This window comes from Aureimonas pseudogalii, assembly GCF_014196835.1.
In the GTDB taxonomy this organism is placed as follows: Bacteria; Pseudomonadota; Alphaproteobacteria; order Rhizobiales; family Rhizobiaceae; genus Aureimonas; species Aureimonas pseudogalii.
Genome location: NZ_JACIEK010000003.1, coordinates 247,599 through 265,093, shown reverse-complemented (window position 1 = coordinate 265,093; position 17,495 = coordinate 247,599). Strand labels below are relative to the sequence as shown.

Here is a 17,495-nt window from a genome sequence, read left to right as displayed (position 1 = left end):
GACTACTCGTAGATCCACTGCTCCGGCAGTCTGGCTTCCAGCCGCTCGCCGAGCCGGATCTCGCCGGGCTTCTCGACCCAGGCGACGAGCCCGCGGCGATGACGCGCGGCCTTCACGAACTCGAACTGCACTTCGGGGCGCGCCCCCCCGTGCTCGACGATGGCGCGGCCCGCCGAGCGGCAGGGCGCGTTGTCGCCGTCGATCTTCAGCGTGACGCCGCCTTCAAAGAAGAGAAGCGTTCGCGCCGGAAGCCAGCTCAACCGCTCGATCCCGTCGAGCACCAGATTGGCGCCGATCCACTCCGCCCGCATCTCGGGAAGATCCAGCGCCGCCGCGACCTCGCGAAGTTCCGCGGAAGAGACGATCGAAAGCTGCCGCTCGTTGCGGATCTCGGTACCCCGTGGATACCAGGGCTCGCGCCCGCCCGTGCGGCGGGTTTCGCCGAGGTGGAAGTCCCCGGCGATGCCGTCGAAGCCGAGAGGCAGATGCTCCGCCGGTTCGGTTACGAAGCTCTTGCCGCTCGCGCGGAAAAGCCCGGACACCTCGGCCAGCAACCGTCGTGCAGGAACGCGCGTGGGCTGCAGACCGTCAGTCATGGCGATGCGGATGCTCGTTGGACTTCAAGTCCACCGGCACGCGCCGAGGCTTGGCCTTGAAGGTGACGACCCGGTAGACGTAGAGCACCACCACGATGAGGATGACCGCGTTCGACACCGGGCCGACATAGTCGTTCACCTTCTCGTATTGCTGCGCCAGCAGATATCCGGCGAAGGCGAGACCGGCCGTCCAGACCACGGTCCCGATGGCCGAGAATGCGAGAAACTTGCCGATCGGCATACGCGAAAGGCCGGCCGGCACGGAAATGAGCGTGCGAACGGTCGGCACGAGGCGGCCGAGCATGACTGCCAGAACACCATATTTGCGGAACCAGCGATCGGCGGCCTCCACGTCGTCCGCCGACATGGTGATCCACCGGCCGTATCGATCCGCCAGCCGGATGATGCGATCCTCGCCGACGAGAAGGCCGAGATAGTACCAGGGCAGGATGCCGAGGAGCGAACCGGCCGTTCCCGCCAGAATCACCGCCACCATCGACATCTGGCCGGTCGCCGCCTGATAGCCGGCCAGCGGCATGATGATCTCGGAGGGGATCGGCGGGAAGATGTTTTCGAGGAACATCAGGAGGGCGATCCCGAACACCCCGAAATTCTCCATCAGGCCTTGAACGAATTGATCCATGCGGGAATGCGGCCCTTCGATGGGAGAGGAAACGTCGGGGAAGCGCCTAGCAGGTGAAGGCCGCTCCGTCACCTCGCCGGGACGACCGATCGACCTCGGGCGGTCATCGATGCAGCGACAGGGCGCGCATCAAGGCGCTTTCGACCTGATCGCCGGTATAGGGCTTCTGGAGAATCGGCCAGGACCGCCACTCTTCGGCGATCCCGCTGACGCCGTAGCCGGTCGCGAAGATGATGGGCACGCCTCCGTCACGTAGGCGCTCGGCCACCGGATAGACCTTCTCGCCGGCGATGTTCATGTCGAGGACGGCAGCATCGATCTTCGGCGAACCATCAAGCATCGCGAGAGCACGCGGCACCCGCATCGCCAGCCCGACGATCTCGCATCCGAGATCGGCCAGAATGTCCTCGAGCTGCATCGCCACGAGGCTCTCGTCCTCCACGGCGAAGATCCGCAGGCCTGCGCAGGATGGCTGCTCAGTCATCATCCGATCGGCCCATGTCCTCGACTTCCGTGCGCTTGATGTCGAAACGCCAAGTGAGCCGATCGGCACGGAAGTCAACCATCAGATTGCCTTCGAGTTCGCCGGTGACGATACGCTCCAGCATCCGCATGCCGAAGCCCGGCCTCGGCTCCTGCGCGTCGCCGGGCAGCCCCGTCTCCTCCCACTGGAAGACGAGCCGCCCATCGGTCACCTTCCAATGGATCGAGAGCCCCCCGCCGGCCTGCGAGAGGCCGCCATACTTCACCGCGTTCGAGGCCAGTTCGTGAAACACCATCGCCAGCGCGATCGCGGCCCGCGGCGTCAAGGGAATCGAGGGTCCGTCGACCACGAAGCGTTCGTCGCCGAAGGCGCCGAGCTCGAGCTGCAGGATCGTGCGCAGATCCGCCGACTCCCAGCGCTGCTCGCTGAGCAGGTTGTGCGCGTTGGACAGCGCGAGAATGCGCGCCTCGAAGACACGGCGGGCGTCCTCCCGGTCCTCGTTGGTGCGGAACGAGCGACGCGCCAGCGACTGCACGGTGGAGAGCGTGTTCTTCACGCGGTGATTGAGCTCGTCGATCAGCAGCCGCTGCTGCTGGAGCGCACGAACGCTCTGCGTGCGGTCATAGCTCTGCACGAAGATGCCGGAAATCTCGCCGTCGCGAGTGCGGATCGGATGATAGGAGAAATCGACGAAAGCCTCGCGCAAAGTGCCGCCTGCATCCGCAATGAGCACGCGCTGGTCATGGGCGATCCGCGCCTTCCCGGTACGATACACGTCGTCGAAGGCTGCTTCGATCCCCTGCCCCTTGATCTCGGGCAAGGCCTGCACGAGGGACAGTCCGAGGATCTCGCGCCCGCCGACGAAGGTGCGATAGGCCTCGTTGGCGAAGGTGAAGATGTGCCGCGGGCCTTGGAGCAGCGCCACCATGCCCGGCGCCTGATCGAAGATCCGACGGAACTCGTCGGTCTGTTTGAGCGTGTCCTGATAGGCCTCTTCCGCCTCGCGCGCCCGCTGCACGAGTTCCAGTTCGCCGGGAAAGGCCTGGAACGGCAAGGACGCCGCCGCCCGCAGTCGCACCATTTCGGTAATGTCGACGGTGTTTTGCAGAACGAACGCGACCTCGCCGCGCTCGTCCAGAAGCGGCGTGTGTACCGCGGTCCAGTACCGCGTCTCGAACCCACCCTTCGGATCGCCGGCGATGGGGATCTCGTACTCCACATAGGCCAGCGTATCGGGCTCCGCCGTCTGGAAGACCCGATCGAGCGAACTGCGGACCCGGCGACCGCTCTCCCCGTCGTTGGGGAAGGCATCGAAGAGATTTCGCCCGACGAGGTTCTCCCCCGTCTGCATGGTCACCTCCTCGTAGGCGCGATTGACGGCCGAGAAGATGAGATCGCGATCGACGATCATGTGCGGGCTGGGAAGAGCGGAAAACAACTGGTGGAAGCTGATGCGATCCATCAATGCCCCTGCTTGATTCACATGGGCGGCCCTTCGAGGGGCCACCCGCTACTCGGCGGAGGGCGTCCGACGAGGCGCCGTCTTCGACTGCGACGTCAGTTCCATCATAGGAGCGCGGACCCAAGCGGGAAGTATCACGGTTCCGTGAACCGTCCCGCTCGAAGTTCAGCGCGTCAGTCGCTTGTAGGTCGGGCGCTTGGGGTTGACCGAGTCCGGGCCGAGGCGCCGGATCTTGTCCTGCTCGTAATCCTCGAAATTGCCCTCGAACCATTCGACATGGCTGTCGCCCTCGAAGGCCAGGATGTGCGTCGCCAGCCGATCGAGGAACATGCGATCGTGGCTGATCACCACGGCGCAGCCCGCGTATTCCTCCAGCGCGTCCTCCAAGGCCGCCAGCGTCTCGGTGTCGAGATCGTTGGTGGGCTCGTCGAGCAGGATGACGTTCGATCCGGTCTTCAGCATCTTGGCCAGATGCACGCGGTTGCGCTGGCCGCCGGAGAGCGTCCCGACCTTCTGCTGCTGGTCGGGGCCCTTGAAGTTGAAGTTGCCGACATAGGCGCGCGAGTTCATCTCGTACTTGCCGAGCTTCATGATGTCGACGCCGCCGGTCACCTCCTCCCAGACGTTCTTGTCGGGGTTCAGGTGGTCGCGGCTCTGGTCGACATAGCCGAGATCGACGGTCTCGCCGATCTTGACCTCGCCCGAGTCCGGCGTCTCCTGGCCCGTCAGCATCTTGAAGAGAGTGGACTTGCCCGCGCCGTTCGGCCCGATGATGCCGACGATGCCGCCGGCCGGCAGCTTGAACGTCAGGTTCTCAATGAGAACGCGATCCCCGTAGCTCTTCGTCAGGTTCTCGACCTCGATCACCTTCTGGCCGAGGCGCTCGCCGGTGGGAATGACGATCTTGCCGTCGGCGGGCTTGCGCTGATCGGCGAGTTCCACGAGCTCGTTATAGGCCTTGATGCGCGCTTTCGACTTGGTCTGGCGAGCCTTCGCCCCCTGCAGCATCCACTCGCGCTCGCGCGAGAGTGCCCGCATGCGAGAATCCTCCTCGCGGCCCTCCTGCGTCAGACGCTTGGCCTTCTTCTCCAGATAGGAGGAGTAGTTGCCCTCGTAGGGCAGGCCACGCCCGCGATCGAGCTCGAGGATCCAGCCGGTCACGTTGTCGAGGAAGTAGCGATCGTGGGTGATCATCAGCACGGCGCCCTCGTATTCGCGCAGGTGCTTTTCCAGCCAGGCGATCGTCTCGGCGTCGAGATGGTTGGTCGGCTCGTCGAGCAGCAGAATGTCGGGCTTCGACAGCAGCAGCTTGCACAGTGCAACGCGGCGCTTCTCACCGCCCGAGAGCGGCCCGACCACGGCGTCCTTCGGCGGACAGCGCAGGGCGTCCATCGCCATCTCGACCTGGCTTTCGAGATCCCAGAGGTTCTGGGCGTCGATCGCGTCCTGCAGCTTGGCGCCCTCTTCGGCCGTGTCGTCCGAATAGTTCATCATCAGTTCGTTGTAGCGGTCGAGGATCGCCTGCTTGTCGGCGACCCCCTCCATCACGTTCTCGAACACGGTCTTGTCTTCCTGGAGCTTGGGCTCCTGCGCCAGATAGCCGACGGTGGCGCCCTCGGCGGCCCAAGCCTCGCCGGTGAATTCGGTATCGACGCCCGCCATGATCTTCAGGAGGGTCGACTTGCCGGCGCCGTTCGGTCCGAGAATGCCGATCTTGGCATTCGGGTAGAACGACAGGTGAATGTTCTCCAGAACCTTCTTGTTGCCGTAGGCCTTGGTGAGGTCGGCCATGTGATAGATGAACTGGCGAGCCATCGAGCGCGCGTCTCCGCAGGTAGAGGTCGGTTGAGTTGCGGCACAGGTAAGCCAAGAGCCTGCGATGAGCAACAAAGCCGGGCGAAATCGTCGCGCCTGCCCATCTCGTCGGCCGGACGGCGCCGCGACGCGCCGCTGCCTTCCGGCGTTCGACAGGCCGCCCTTGCCCCTTGCCGAAAGCATATCCGCCGCGCTCGCACACCGGCGATCTTTGCGCCCCGCCGTGCTAACGGAGCCCGCCGGCGGGCCTTTCCGTTCGGCAAAGCCTCGACCCGAACGGTCGATCGCCGCCGTTCCAACGGGTTCGGCGCCGCCGGATCGACCTGACGACCCCCGATGGGAGCCCGCCATGATTCGCCACATCGTCTTTTTCAGCGCCAAGCGCTCCGCCGACCTGCCCGAGATCAAGGCCGGCCTTCAGACCCTCGGTGCCATCGTTCACCATCGCCATTTCGAGGTGGTCGAGAACGCCCGCGTCGATCCGATGGGCAATGCGGTGGATCTCGTCGTCTATGCCGAGTTCGCCGATCACGCGGCGCTGGATGCCTATAAGGCCGATCCGATTTACGAGGCCTCCACGCAGCGCGTGCGGCCGCTGCGCGACATCCGCTATTCCGCGGACTACGAGGTGCCCGATCGCACTTGAGCGCTGGGGCTCAACCGAAGCCCGCGGCATCGACTACGCCGCCGGCGCAGCCGCGCGATTGCGGCGCGCCGGCCAGAACCAGCCGCCCGAGGTCCGGCGCCGCACCGACGGTGCCGCGCAGCGCGATCCGCAATTCGCGCACGAGGCGACGCCCGCCGTCGTCGCTCGCGCAGTCGACGAGAACGCGCCGGCCGGCGCCGCGTCCGAAGGCCCGGTCGAAGGCGGCGCGGATCTCCTCGGTGGAGACCTCGTCGCCAACCGAGGAGGTGAAGAGCCGACCGACGTCGGAGGCGTTCAGCGCCCCGAGAAGCGCGAGCGCGTCGCGGAAGTAGGTTTCGGCGTCCGTGCCGTAGCAGGTTCCGTGCGTCCACCATTCGTGCCGGTCGAGACCGGACACGACGCCCGGCATCGCCTGCGCCAGCGCGGCGCGGGTCTGGGTGGAAAGCGCGACCGCAGGCAGCGCTCGCCAGTCTCCGGCCTCGTCGGCGGCTCGGATGCTCGCGGAGACGCCGCAATATTCGCGTCCGCGCGGCTGAGGCCAGAGCCCATGCAGCGAGAAGCCGCCGGCCGCCGTGCCGCCCTCGCGGCAATCGCGGGTGCGGGATCGAAGCTCGCAGAAGGCCGGATGCCAGCTTGCGGCGAGGATGAAGTCGCCGCGAATGGCATTCGCCACCGAGGCTCGCGAGGGGCTAGCCGGCGCATAGGACCGGTTCGCCGCCGAGGAACTCTCCTCGCCGACGCGTCCGCAGCCATAGGCGACCCAGCGCCGCTCGGGCGAGGCGCCCGGCACGCGGATGAGATAATGGCTGCCGGGCACGGCATTGCGGCCGAACAGGTCGTAACCGCGTCCCGGCTCGGTGACGATCCGCCCGGGGTTGTCATCCGGCCGCAAGGACGACGTCGCGAAGCAGCTGGCCTCGGCCGTGAACGTGCCGCTCATCGGCACCTGCGCCGATACCGCATTCAGCGTCGCGAGCGACAGCAAGGCGGCGGTGGGACCAAGGCGCCCGACCCGCCCGAGGATCGAGCGCCGGGTGATTGAGCTTTCGTTTGAGCGCCCCAGCTTCTGCCGCATTCGAACTCCAGCCGATCGTTTCGCCATTGTCCGAGCGCTCCTTCCTCATCGACAGCCCGACGGGGGCCGCCCTCCAAACCTATCGGACCGAGCCGGAACGACCAGCGCGCGCGGTGCTTCTCGTCCTGCACGGGCTCGCCGAACATGCCGGACGCCACCGATCGCTCGCCTTGGAACTGGCGCGGGGTGGCCTCGCCGTCTACGTCCACGATCACCGCGGACACGGGTCCACTACAGCGATCGACGCGCCGCTTCGGCGATTTGCCGGAAAGGGCGGCCCGGCCAAGCTGACACGCGACGTCCATGCCGTTCGCCAGCGTGCGGAGGCCGAGCATCCCGGCTGCCCGGTCTTCGTGCTCGGGCACTCGATGGGCGCACACCTCGCCCTCAACTACGCGCAGACCTATGGCGAAGGGCTCGCGGGCCTGCTGCTGTGGAATGCCAGTTTCGAGCGCGGCTGGCAGATGCGGCTCGGGCGTGCGGCATTGAAGGCGGAGAAGGCGCTGAAGGGTTCAGACGTCGCGAGCGCCGTGTTCGCGCGAGCGACCTTCGAGATTTGGAGTAAGTCGATGACGACGCGGCGAACGGCGTTCGACTGGCTGAGCCACGACGAGCAGGTCGTAGACCGATACATCGCGGACCCGCTTTGCGGCTGGACGCCGACGATCTCGATGGTCGAGGATCTCTTCGCGCTCATCGACGACGCGATGCTGCCGGGGCGGCTGGCGAAGATTTCTCGCCGCCTGCCCATCCATTGCCTCGGTGGCTCCGACGATCCCGCCACGGCGGGCGGCACCGAGGTGCGCAGGCTTGCGGTGCGCCTGCAGGAAGCCGGAAGTCTCGACGTGACCTGCCACATCGTCGAGGGCGCCCGCCACGAGACGCTGAACGAACGCGATCCGCAGCGCGACGAGGCGCTGCGCGAGCTCATGGGCTTCATCGATCACCATGCGGCCGTGGCGCCGAAGCCGTTCGGCGCTCTCTGATCGTACGCACCACAGCCGACGCGTCGTTCAGGAACCCTCGGTCGGCGGCGCAGCGACCACCCGGAAGCTCGCCAGTTCGTCCCTCGTCAGCACGTAGAGTTCGGCGGCCGGCGTCTGCATCGCCTTGATCCAGAGCTGCGGATCGACGCCCATGTCGAGCAGCAGCTGCTGGCAGGCCGCGCTCGTCGACTGGATCTCGGCGATGGACCGGTCGAGGTCGCGCATCGCGCCGGTCGGCGTCTCGCCCGCCGCATACACCTGATGAACCCCGATCCAGGCGCCCTCGCCGGCTTCGCGCGCCGTGCCGCCCGCCAGCACGAGCGGACAGGCAGAGGCGCAATAGCCATCGGCCGGCACGCTCGTGGAGAACGATCGCTCACGCAGGAGCCGCGCCATTTCGATCGCGTCGGTGACCGAACCGCCGGGCGACTGAAGCACCAGTGCGGCCGCACCCTTGCCGTCGCCGTCGAGGAAGCGCCGCAGATCGTCGGCGGTGCCGCGATCGATTCGGCCAACGGCTGCGATCACGCTCGGCTCGGTGCGCACGAAGCGCATGCGGCGGCCCGTGGCGTCGGTGTCGAGCGGCCCTTCGAAGCCGGGAATCACGGGAACGCCCCGATCCGGACCGACCGGGATCGCGCGCGGCAGATAGGGCCGTATCTGGTCGCCGGGCACGGGCCGCGACAGCGGCAGCGGCTCGGTGCGCCGTGTCCGGTCGGCGTCGGCGGTGCGGCCGGCGACATGCAGGATGTCTTGAGCCAGCAGCGTCCCCGCCAGCGCGACGACGCCGAGGAAGACGATGCGGAGGGCTGCGCCGTCGGGACGGGAAAGGAGCCAGCGCTCCCACCGGCCGGGCGCCTCGTGGACGTCGCTCACGAGGTCAGGACCGCACGGTCTTGGGATAGGCGACCGCGCCGGGCTCGTTCTGCTGGACGATCTCGTCGCCCACCACGACCGGCTCGACCGGCAACGCGTGGCCGCCTTCCGCCATCAGCCGGCGTTGCAGACGCATGGCGCGCAGCATGTCGACCGCGCTCATGTCGCCGATCTCGCTGTCCTCCTCGCCCTCCTCGCGTCGGATCTGGTCCTGCACGATGCAGAGGATGAAGACGAGCACCGCCGGCATCAGGTCGATCGAGATCGCCCCGGCCCAGGACGGCAGGAAGTCGCGGGCATACATCACCACCGCCTCGGGCGCCGAGAGCGGCAGGAAGCGCACGGTCTCGACCCGCGGCCGTTCGAGAATGGCGTCGGCCGCGGCGGCCAGCGCCGCGCTCTGCTGGCGCACCACCGCCTCGACCTGGCCCACCACCGCGGTCTGGCGATCCTGCAGCGCGACGTCCGTTCCGTCTGCGGCCGGCGCGATGAAGGTGCGACCCAAGTCTTCGGCGGCGCGGCGCACGGCAGGGGCGACGGAGGTCTGCTGCAGCGAGCCGATGATGCCCGCGAGTTCGGTGGCCTGCGCCCCGTAGTCGGTGAGGCGCGGCTTCACGCTGCCCTCGGCGGCCACCAGCCGGCGCATCTCCCCGAGCCGCTCGCCGCCGTCCTTGAACAGCGCGCTGACGGCGGTGCGCGACGACTCGATCTCGCTCTGCAGGCCCGCGAGCTGCGTCGACATCTGCGAGAGCAGCTGGACCACCGTACCCGAGCCGGACGTGCCCGTCAGCGCGCCGGACGAGCGCTCCTCGTCGGCGAGGCGCGCGAAGCGTTGCGACGCGAGCTGGATGTCGGGCAGCAGGCTCTGCGCGGCGAGCGCGTTCTCGTGGGCCTCGTTGAGCTTGCCCTGGTAGGCCTCGGTGGTCACCGACATGTGCTGTTCGAGCGCGGCGGCACCGGCGAGCGCGGCGGCGTTGAGCCAGGCCGACATCGCCATGATCATGCCCGCCCCCAGCGCCATCGCGAGGTAGAGCATCCGCCGCCCGGCCGGCCGGCGCACATGCGGCATGATCCGCATGAGATAGGTCCAGAACGCGTAGATGCCGACCGAGACCGAGACGGAGTAGATGACGGCGCCGAAGAAGACGGTGGTGGCGTCGCCGTCGAGCAGCTCGCGAACGCCGAGATAGGTGAAGACGCCGCTGGCCGTGGCGAGGATGGCCAGTGTCATGCGCGTCGTCAGTTCGAGCCGCGCGATCTGGCCGCGAAGCGTGTAGGAATGCGATGCGGCCATGGGCTCCCCGCGACACTGGACACGAGCCGACGGGAAGCCGGCACCGATGCGTTAGCTGGGGATTAAGGCCGATCGGGGCCGTAGGCCATCCATGCTCCCAGCATCAACGGCTCGTGATGCGGGCGGCCGGCGAGCCGCTGTGGGAATGCGCCCTGCTCGATACGTCGCGCCGGAGGCTGCGACCACCAAGTGTTCCCGCAGCAGGCCTGGAGACTCGCCGCGCCTCCTACGGCGTCCGTTCTATTCGGTGCCGTAGACGAGATCGGACCCGAGATGGCAACGGGCGTACCGCAGTTCGAGCGGGCGGTCCTGATAGGAGCAGATGACGCGGGTCAGGCAGACCACGGCGGCGCCTTCCGCCAGCTTGAAATTGCGCCGATCGGCGGCGGTCGCCATCTCCGCCGTCAGCTTCTCGGCCTTGTGGGTCGCGAGATCCTGCCCCGTCCAGCGGGCGGAGGCGACGGCTTCGAGGTCGGCCTGCGCCATCTGCCGCACGCTGGCATCGACGCGCAGGAACACCTCCTCCGTCATGAACACCCGGCCGAGATGGGTTCGGCGACGCTCGAACTGGAGCACCGGGGTCCGTGCGTTGACCTGAAGGGCTTCCGTCGCCGCCGGCCTCGCCATGTCGAGCACGACGTTGGCCAATTCGATCTCGCCGGAGATGCGGTGGCCCGAGCGGTCGAAGATGCTGGAGAAGCGGCTGCGCATCTTCGATCCCTCGAAATCGGCGACCACGGTTCCCTTGCCTTGGTGCCGTTCGAGGAGCTTGCGCTCGGTGAGGATGTCGAAGGCCTTGCGCACCGTTCCCAGGCTGATGCCGAGCGAGCGGGCGATGTCCGCCTCGTTCTCGATCGACTGGCCCGGGGCCCAACGGCGCGAGACGATGCGCGAGACGAACTCGTCGGCGACCTGCTGGTAGAGGGGTCTCGTATTGAACGATTTGGCGAGCGACATCGACGTTCCCCTGTCTCACATCCTTTGGAAGATGCGGAAATATACTCTGGGTTGTATAACCAATGCAACCCAGAGACGGGGTTTTTTACAACCTTTGGTCGAGAGCGCTGGTCAGCGATCACAACGGTCGATGTGCGTCGCCGCAAGCCAGTCGCGCACCCGGCCCTCGGGATCGGACGCCAGGGTCACGTCGGTCACCACGGCGGCAATGTCGGCGCCGGCCGCGAAGACTTCTGGGGCGCGCGCAACTGTGAGGCCGCCGATCGCGACCAGCGGCAACGCGCCGATCCGCCGGCGCCAAGTGGCTAAGCGGGCCGGTGTCTGGGGTGCCCAGGGCATCACCTTGAGGATCGTCGGCCAGATCGGACCAAGTGCGACATAGTCCGGCTCGGCCCGCAGCGCCGTTTCGAGTTCGGCCTCGTCGTGAGTCGAAAGGCCGAGACGAAGCCCCGCGCCCCGAATGGAGGCAAGATCGGCGGTCTCCAGATCCTCCTGCCCGAGATGAAGCGTGTCCGCGCCCTCCTCGATCGCGAGCCGCCAGTGGTCGTTGACCACCAAAGTGCAACCATGGCGCGAGCAAACGTCGCGGGCCCGGCGGATCTCGCTCCGCAGGTGCGCATCGTCATCGGACTTGGCTCGCAACTGCACGAGGCGCAGGCCGAGAGGGACCAGCCGGTCGATCCAGTCGGCGTCGGGAAGCACGAGATAGAACGGATCGAACGCCGCGGCGGCGCTTGTTGCGGTCATGCGAGCACCGCCCGTCCGAAGACCGGGCTCGACGGCGCGGCCATGTCGCGTGGCTCCATCGCGCCGGCCTCGAAGCCGAGCCGCCCCGCCTCCACCGCCAGCCGGAAGGCACGGGCCATGGCGACGGGATCGCCGGCGCTCGCCACCGCGGTGTTCAGGAGCACGCCATCGTAGCCGAGTTCCATCGCCTCGGCCGCATGGCTCGGCCGCCCGAGCCCAGCATCGACGATCAGCGTCGTATCGGGAAAATGCGCGCGCAGCGAGCGCAGGCCGTAGCGGTTGTTCAAGCCGAGGCCGGATCCGATGGGCGAGGCCCAGGGCATCAGCACCCGGCAGCCGGCCTCCACCAGCCGTTCGGCCACCACGAGATCCTCGGTCGTGTAGGGCAGCACATGGAAGCCCTCGTCGGAGAGGATGCGGGCGGCCTCGACCAGCGCGAAGACGTCGGGCTGCAGCGTGTCGGCGTGGCCGATGACCTCCAGCTTGACGAGATCGGTGCCGAGAAGCTCGCGACCCATCCGCGCCGTGGTCACGGCTTCGCGCGCGCTGTGGCAGCCCGCGGTGTTGGGCAGGAAATCGGCGCCGAGTTCGCGGATCTCGCTCCAGAAGCCCGGCGATCCGCCGCCGGGGCGTGCCTGCTCGCGTCGCAGCGACACGGTGACGAGCGCCGCGCCCGAGGCCGAGACCGCCGCACGCATCACGGCGGGCGAGGGATAGAGCGCCGTTCCCAGCATCATCCGCGATTCGTAGCGGCGTCCGTAGATGTCCATCGTTCAGCCTCCCTGCATCGGCGACAGGATCTCCACGACGTCGCCCTCACCGATCGCCGTGTCCGGTCGCTCGCCGCGCGGCACGAACTCGCGATTGAGCGCGGTCGCCACCGCCTCGCCTGGCAGGTCCAGTTCGGTGACGAGCGCCGCCAGCGTCGTGGCCGCGACCTCGCGCGGTTCCCCGTTCAGTCGAATGATCATGATGCGTCCTCGATCTCGGCCGCTATCGCTGCCGCCTCGGCCGAGAAGGCCGGCGAGAGCAGGAAGCCATGGCGAAACAGTCCGGTGAAGGTGACGACCCGCCCCTGCCGCTCGACGCGGGGCAGATTGTCGGGAAAGGCGGGGCGGCAGGCGGCGCCGGTCTCCACCACCTCCGCCTCAGCGAAGGCGGGGTGCAGCGCATAGGCGGCCGACAGCAGTTCGACGGCAGAGCGCAGCGTGATCGGGCCGGACCGGTCGCTTTCGATCATCGTCGCTCCCACCATGAAGATCCCGTCCTCGCGGGGCACGACGTAGATCGGCGAGCGCGGATGGAGCAGGCGGACGGGGCGCGACAGCGCGACCTCGCGGCTTCGCAAGAGGACCATCTCGCCGCGCACGGCCCGCAGGTCGCCCGCGTTCGAGCGAAGCCCGCGACAGTCGACCACAGTCTCGCCGGCGAACGTTTCGGCCTCCGCGACGGAAGCATAGAGGATCGTGCCGCCGGCCTCGCGGATGCCGCGCGCCAGCGACTGCATCGCCCGGCGCGGATCGAGATGGCACTCGTCGCGGTAGAACAGACCGGCGCGGAACCGACCGGCGAGGTCCGGTTCGAGGGCGGCGATGGCGTCGGCGTCCAGCGTCTCGTGCCCGCTCGTGCGGGCGGCGAACTGGCGGAGATCACCGGCGTCGCGCGCGCCTGCCAGCACCAGCGTCCCGCAGGCCTCGACGTCGGTCGCTTCCTTCCAGAACGCGATGCCCTCCAGCCCCGGCGCGACGATGGAGGGATCGGCGGTCGCCGCCTCGCAATGCGGCGCCAGCATGCCGCCGGCGAGCCAGGAAGCCGCCTGCCCCCCGAGCGCCGACGCCGCCTCGTGCACCACCACCTCGCGCCCGGCGCGCGCCAGACGAAACGCCGTCGTCAGCCCCGCGACCCCCGCTCCGAGAACGTGGATCGTCATGCGCCGCAGCCGGCAGATGGGCATCGAGCGGGGCGAGGCATGCGGCGTCTCCGGCAGCTTCACAATCGCACGGGACCGGGAGGAGAATGCGGTGCGCTCGCACCGGTCGTTCCGCTCCGTCGCAAAGCGGTCGCGAATCGGCGCGACGACAGCGGGGAGCAGACACTCCATCCCTACGCCAGTGCGAACTGGATCAGGTTCTTGGGGTCGCCGCGCGCATCGTCGGCCTCTCAGTTCCCTCGGCGGAACTCCCCCTGGATTTCACCTTCGAAAGTAAGCCTTCGCCTGCCCCTGTCAACGGCACAACGCCCCTGTCCCCCGCGCCGGCAAAAATCGCCGCGTCACCCGACGACAGCGACGGGCCGCATCGCTATCGTGCGCCCGCCCCGCAAGGGACGATCGCGACGCGCCGGAGACAGCATCGATGAGCCAGCCCCTGTGGACCCCCTCGCCCGATCGCGCCGCGGGCACGGCCATGGCGCGTTTCCGCAACCGGGCGAGCAAGCGGGCCGGACGGGTCTTCGAAGACACGCCGGCGCTCCACGCCTGGTCCGTCGCCGAGCCCGCGGCCTTTTGGGACGCGATCTGGGACGAGTTCGAGGTCATCGGCGAGAAGGGCGATCGGCTGCTTGTTGACGGCGACCGGATGCCCGGCGCACGGTTCTTTCCCGACGCCCGCCTGAACTTCGCCGAGAACCTGCTACGCCCCGTCGAGGGCGTCGTGGGCACCGACGACGCCCTCGTCTTTCGCGGCGAAGACCAGGTGGAGCGGCGCTGGAGTTGGGCCGAGCTTCGCGCCGAGGTGTCGAGGCTGCAGCAGGCCATGCGTGCGGCCGGCATCAAGACGGGAGACCGCGTGGCGGGGCTTCTGCCCAACGTGCCGGAGGCGGTCGCCGCGATGCTCGCGGCGGTCTCGCTCGGCGCCGTCTGGTCGTCCGCCTCGCCCGACTTCGGCGTGCGCGGCGTGCTCGACCGCTTCGGCCAGATCGAGCCCAAACTCCTCGTGACGGTGGACGGCTACTGGTACGCCGGCAAGCGCATCGCGCTCGGCGAGAAGCTGGCCGAAATCGCGGCGGCGCTTCCCGGCGTCCAGCGCATCGTCGTCGCCGACTATCTCGGCGAGGCCGATGCGGTCGCGGCAGGGTTGCCGGCGGGGCGCGCCGTCTCCTACGCGCGCTTCGTCGCCGACCATGCTCCCGCGCCCCTCGTCTTCGAGCGGATGCCGTTCGATCACCCGCTCTTCGTGCTCTTCTCTTCCGGCACCACCGGCGCGCCGAAATGCATCGTCCATCGCGCCGGCGGCGTGCTGCTGCAGCACCTGAAGGAACACGCGCTCCACACCGACGTGAACGCCGGAGACCGGCTCTTCTACTTCACGACGCTCGGCTGGATGATGTGGAACTGGCTGGTCTCGGGTCTGGCACGCGGCGCCACGCTGCTGCTCTACGACGGCTCGCCCTTCCATCCCGGTCCCGCCGCCCTGTTCGACTATGCGCAGGGCGAGCGCATGACGCATTTCGGCACGTCGGCGAAGTTCATCGACGCGGTGAAGAAGGCAGGCTTGCGACCGGCCGAAACACACGATCTGACCCCGCTGCGTGCGATGATGTCCACCGGCTCGCCGCTCGTCGCGGAGAGCTTCGACTTCGTCTACGATGCGATCAAGCGCGACCTGCATCTCGCCTCGATCTCGGGGGGCACGGACATCGTCTCCTGCTTCGTGCTCGGCGATCCCACCCGGCCGGTCTGGCGCGGCGAGATCCAGGGGCCGGGCCTCGGGCTCGCGGTGGAGGTCTGGAACGACGAAGGCCGCTCGGTCGCCGTGGGCGAGAAGGGTGAGCTCGTCTGCACGCAACCCTTCCCCGCCATGCCGCTCGGCTTCTTCGCCGATCCAGATGGCTCGCGATACCACGCCGCCTATTTCGACCGGTTCGCCGGGATCTGGTGCCATGGCGACTTCGCGGAAACCACCGAACACGGCGGCCTCGTGATCCATGGGCGATCGGACGCGACGCTCAACCCCGGCGGCGTGCGCATCGGCACCGCCGAGATCTACGCGCAAGTGGAAGCGGTGCCGGAGGTGCTGGAAGCCATCGCCATCGGACAGGATTTCGAAGGCGACGTGCGCGTCGTCCTGTTCGTGCGCTTGCAGCCGGGCACGGTTCTGGACGAAGCCCTCGAGCGAACCATTCGCCAGAAGGTTCGCCAGGGAGCGACGCCGCGCCACGTTCCCGCCCGCATCGTCGCCGTCTCCGACATTCCTCGCACCAAGTCGGGAAAGATCGTCGAACTGGCGGTGCGCGACGTCGTGCATGGGCGGGAGGTGAAGAACAAGGAGGCACTGGCCAACCCGGAGGCGCTCGATCTCTACCGCGACCTTTCCGCGCTCGAAATCTAGCGGAGCGAGACGAGACGCCACTCTTTCGGTAGGAGCACTCTTCCCACGCGACCTTCCGCGGCGTTATGTCGCGCGAACGAGACCATCTTTCAACCTTCTTCGATTATCCTCCGCTCAACGAGGGAACCAATCCGCCGATGGGATTTGCCAAGCCGGTCACGATCGCGTTCGGACGCACGGCAACGATGCTGCTGATCGCAGCCGTCACGATCGTTCTCGTGCTGTCGAGCGGCCTCGTCTTGAGAGCAGCGCGCGTGCAGAACGAGCGAGCCGCGGAGCAGACACGGCACTTCGCCAACATCCTCCTCACGAACCGCCTGAAATTCATGTCCCAGACCGTCGTCGACTATGGCGACTGGGGCGACGCCTATCGCCATCTTCATCTCAAGCTGGATCCGCGTTGGGCGTGGGACCAGAACAACATGGGTCGCACGCTCAAGGACGATTTGGGCATCGAGGCTCTGGCCGTCTTCGACGGTGCGGACCGCGAGGTCTATTCGCTGGCCGACGGGATGCGAAGCGACCATCCGGCATTCGCCTTCGAACGCGACCGCGTGAACCAACTGGTGCACGATGCGAGAGCGACCCGGTCGAGATCGGGCGAAGCCGTTCAAACGATCATCTCGCTGAAGGGAAGCCCGATGTTCGTCGCGGCCGCCGCCATCAGTCCCGGCGGCGATGAGACCGTAAAACCCGACGATCTTACCACTTCTGTCCTGGTTTTCGGCGACTGGCTCTCGCCGGGCGAACTCGAGGAGATGCGGCTGCAGCTCGGCCTCGAGCGTCTGCGTTTTAAGGTGGTCGATCCCGCAGCACGACCATCGCACGACATCGTTCTTGCATCCGCCACGTCCGATCGCGCAGTCGCGATGATCGCAGACTATCCCGAACCGGGAACGGCCATGCTGTGGAGCCTGCTGCCTTGGGTCTTGGGGCTCGTCGTCGCTGTCGGCGGCTTCGTGATCGTGCTCGCGCATCAGGGCATGCGTTCGGCCCGCGAGGGCAAGGATCTCGCTCAGGCCCTGCGTGCCGCCAAACGGCACGCCGAGCATCAGGCCTTCCACGACATGCTGACGAGCCTGCCGAACCGGGCCTCGTTCCAGAACGCGATCTGGCGCGCCATCGGCTCGAATACGGGAGACCTCGCGCTTCTCTATCTCGACCTCGATCACTTCAAGGCGGTGAACGACCGGTTCGGCCATGCCGCCGGAGACCACGTCTTGCGCGAGGTGGCCAGGCGCCTAATGCAGGCTCTCCCCGCGGGAGACCTGTGCGCGCGCATCGGCGGCGACGAGTTCGTCATCCTGGCCGCCTCCTCCAATCGATACGAGCTCGGACTTCGCGCGCGCCGCATCATTCGTTCGTTGAGCGAACCCATTCCGCACGGCGACGAGGTCTTCCGGGTCGGGGTGACGATCGGCGTCGCGCTGGCGATCGACGGCGATGACCCGGAAACCTTGATGAAAAGCGCCGACGTCGCGCTCTACCAGGCCAAGGAAGCCGGACGCGGACGCTTCCGCTTCGCCGAACGAGCGCCCGCGGTTCTCGACAGTGTGGTCGCCTGATCCGCTTCGTCATGTCGCATT

17 protein-coding genes and 1 riboswitch are annotated in these 17,495 nt (G+C 67.7%); of the genes, 4 read left to right on the top strand and 13 right to left on the bottom strand.

All coding sequences use genetic code 11. The annotated features are described in order from the left end of the window. Positions 1 to 2: 2 nt before the first annotated feature. The 5 genes from GGR04_RS09620 to ettA all read right to left on the bottom strand — a co-directional run bounded on the left by GGR04_RS09620 (position 3) and on the right by ettA (position 5,000). A complete protein-coding gene (locus GGR04_RS09620) occupies positions 3 to 596 on the bottom strand; it encodes an MOSC domain-containing protein (protein WP_183199637.1) in 594 nt (197 codons plus the stop codon). Further along, positions 589 to 1,239, bottom strand: coding sequence for a DedA family protein (locus GGR04_RS09615; RefSeq protein WP_183199636.1), 651 nt, complete (start codon positions 1,237 to 1,239; stop codon positions 589 to 591). Before GGR04_RS09615 ends, GGR04_RS09620 begins: the two co-directional genes overlap by 8 nt. Positions 1,240 to 1,342: 103 nt before the next feature. Beyond that, positions 1,343 to 1,723, bottom strand: a complete 381-nt coding sequence (locus GGR04_RS09610; RefSeq protein WP_183199635.1) for a response regulator — start codon at positions 1,721 to 1,723, stop codon at positions 1,343 to 1,345. Next, positions 1,716 to 3,185, bottom strand: coding sequence for a sensor histidine kinase (locus tag GGR04_RS09605; RefSeq protein WP_183199634.1), 1,470 nt, complete (start codon positions 3,183 to 3,185; stop codon positions 1,716 to 1,718). Before GGR04_RS09605 ends, GGR04_RS09610 begins: the two co-directional genes overlap by 8 nt. A gap of 165 nt (positions 3,186 to 3,350) precedes the next feature. Next, positions 3,351 to 5,000: an energy-dependent translational throttle protein EttA gene (gene ettA / locus GGR04_RS09600; protein ID WP_183199633.1), complete on the bottom strand. Its 1,650-nt coding sequence runs from the start codon at positions 4,998 to 5,000 to the stop codon at positions 3,351 to 3,353. Positions 5,001 to 5,349: 349 nt separating this feature from the next. Between ettA and GGR04_RS09595 the strand changes: the two genes are divergently transcribed. After that, the gene (locus GGR04_RS09595) at positions 5,350 to 5,646 is read left to right on the top strand and encodes a Dabb family protein (RefSeq protein ID WP_183199632.1); all 297 of its coding nucleotides are present in this window, start codon (positions 5,350 to 5,352) and stop codon (positions 5,644 to 5,646) included. A 10-nt stretch (positions 5,647 to 5,656) separates the two neighbouring features. Here GGR04_RS09595 and GGR04_RS09590 read toward each other — a convergent pair whose 3' ends face one another. Further along, positions 5,657 to 6,721, bottom strand: a complete 1,065-nt coding sequence (locus GGR04_RS09590) for a ribonuclease T2 family protein (RefSeq protein ID WP_183199631.1) — start codon at positions 6,719 to 6,721, stop codon at positions 5,657 to 5,659. A gap of 26 nt (positions 6,722 to 6,747) precedes the next feature. Here GGR04_RS09590 and GGR04_RS09585 point away from each other — a divergent pair, with 26 nt between their 5' ends. Beyond that, complete coding sequence (locus GGR04_RS09585) at positions 6,748 to 7,707, top strand: alpha/beta fold hydrolase (RefSeq protein WP_210291724.1); 960 nt, start codon at positions 6,748 to 6,750, stop codon at positions 7,705 to 7,707. Between the two features lie 27 nt (positions 7,708 to 7,734). Here the strand turns inward: GGR04_RS09585 and GGR04_RS09580 are convergent, their stop codons facing one another. The 7 genes from GGR04_RS09580 to GGR04_RS09550 all read right to left on the bottom strand — a co-directional run bounded on the left by GGR04_RS09580 (position 7,735) and on the right by GGR04_RS09550 (position 13,511). Further along, complete coding sequence (locus GGR04_RS09580; RefSeq protein WP_183199630.1) at positions 7,735 to 8,583, bottom strand: COG3904 family protein; 849 nt, start codon at positions 8,581 to 8,583, stop codon at positions 7,735 to 7,737. Between the two features lie 4 nt (positions 8,584 to 8,587). Then, on the bottom strand, positions 8,588 to 9,877 hold the full coding sequence (locus GGR04_RS09575; RefSeq protein WP_183199629.1) for a hypothetical protein: 1,290 nt from the start codon (positions 9,875 to 9,877) through the stop codon (positions 8,588 to 8,590). Between the two features lie 240 nt (positions 9,878 to 10,117). Continuing rightward, positions 10,118 to 10,834, bottom strand: a complete 717-nt coding sequence (locus GGR04_RS09570) for a GntR family transcriptional regulator (protein WP_183199628.1) — start codon at positions 10,832 to 10,834, stop codon at positions 10,118 to 10,120. A gap of 111 nt (positions 10,835 to 10,945) precedes the next feature. Continuing rightward, positions 10,946 to 11,581: a thiamine phosphate synthase gene (locus GGR04_RS09565; protein WP_183199627.1), complete on the bottom strand. Its 636-nt coding sequence runs from the start codon at positions 11,579 to 11,581 to the stop codon at positions 10,946 to 10,948. Then, the gene (locus GGR04_RS09560; RefSeq protein WP_183199626.1) at positions 11,578 to 12,351 is read right to left on the bottom strand and encodes a thiazole synthase; all 774 of its coding nucleotides are present in this window, start codon (positions 12,349 to 12,351) and stop codon (positions 11,578 to 11,580) included. Before GGR04_RS09560 ends, GGR04_RS09565 begins: the two co-directional genes overlap by 4 nt. Positions 12,352 to 12,354: 3 nt before the next feature. Beyond that, entirely contained in the window at positions 12,355 to 12,552 is a 198-nt protein-coding gene (gene thiS, locus GGR04_RS09555; protein ID WP_183199625.1) for a sulfur carrier protein ThiS, read from the bottom strand. Beyond that, positions 12,549 to 13,511 carry an FAD-dependent oxidoreductase gene (locus GGR04_RS09550; RefSeq protein WP_183199624.1) on the bottom strand — a complete coding sequence of 321 codons (963 nt, stop codon included), beginning with the start codon at positions 13,509 to 13,511 and terminating at the stop codon, positions 12,549 to 12,551. Before GGR04_RS09550 ends, thiS begins: the two co-directional genes overlap by 4 nt. 153 nt (positions 13,512 to 13,664) lie before the next feature. Further along, a riboswitch (TPP riboswitch) is annotated at positions 13,665 to 13,776 on the bottom strand. Positions 13,777 to 13,935: 159 nt separating this feature from the next. Here GGR04_RS09550 and GGR04_RS09545 point away from each other — a divergent pair. Both GGR04_RS09545 and GGR04_RS09540 read left to right on the top strand, forming a co-directional pair. Next, positions 13,936 to 15,909: an acetoacetate--CoA ligase gene (locus tag GGR04_RS09545; protein WP_183199623.1), complete on the top strand. Its 1,974-nt coding sequence runs from the start codon at positions 13,936 to 13,938 to the stop codon at positions 15,907 to 15,909. Positions 15,910 to 15,974: 65 nt separating this feature from the next. Next, the gene (locus GGR04_RS09540) at positions 15,975 to 17,474 is read left to right on the top strand and encodes a diguanylate cyclase domain-containing protein (protein WP_312857432.1); all 1,500 of its coding nucleotides are present in this window, start codon (positions 15,975 to 15,977) and stop codon (positions 17,472 to 17,474) included. The last annotated feature ends 21 nt before the right edge of the window (positions 17,475 to 17,495 follow it).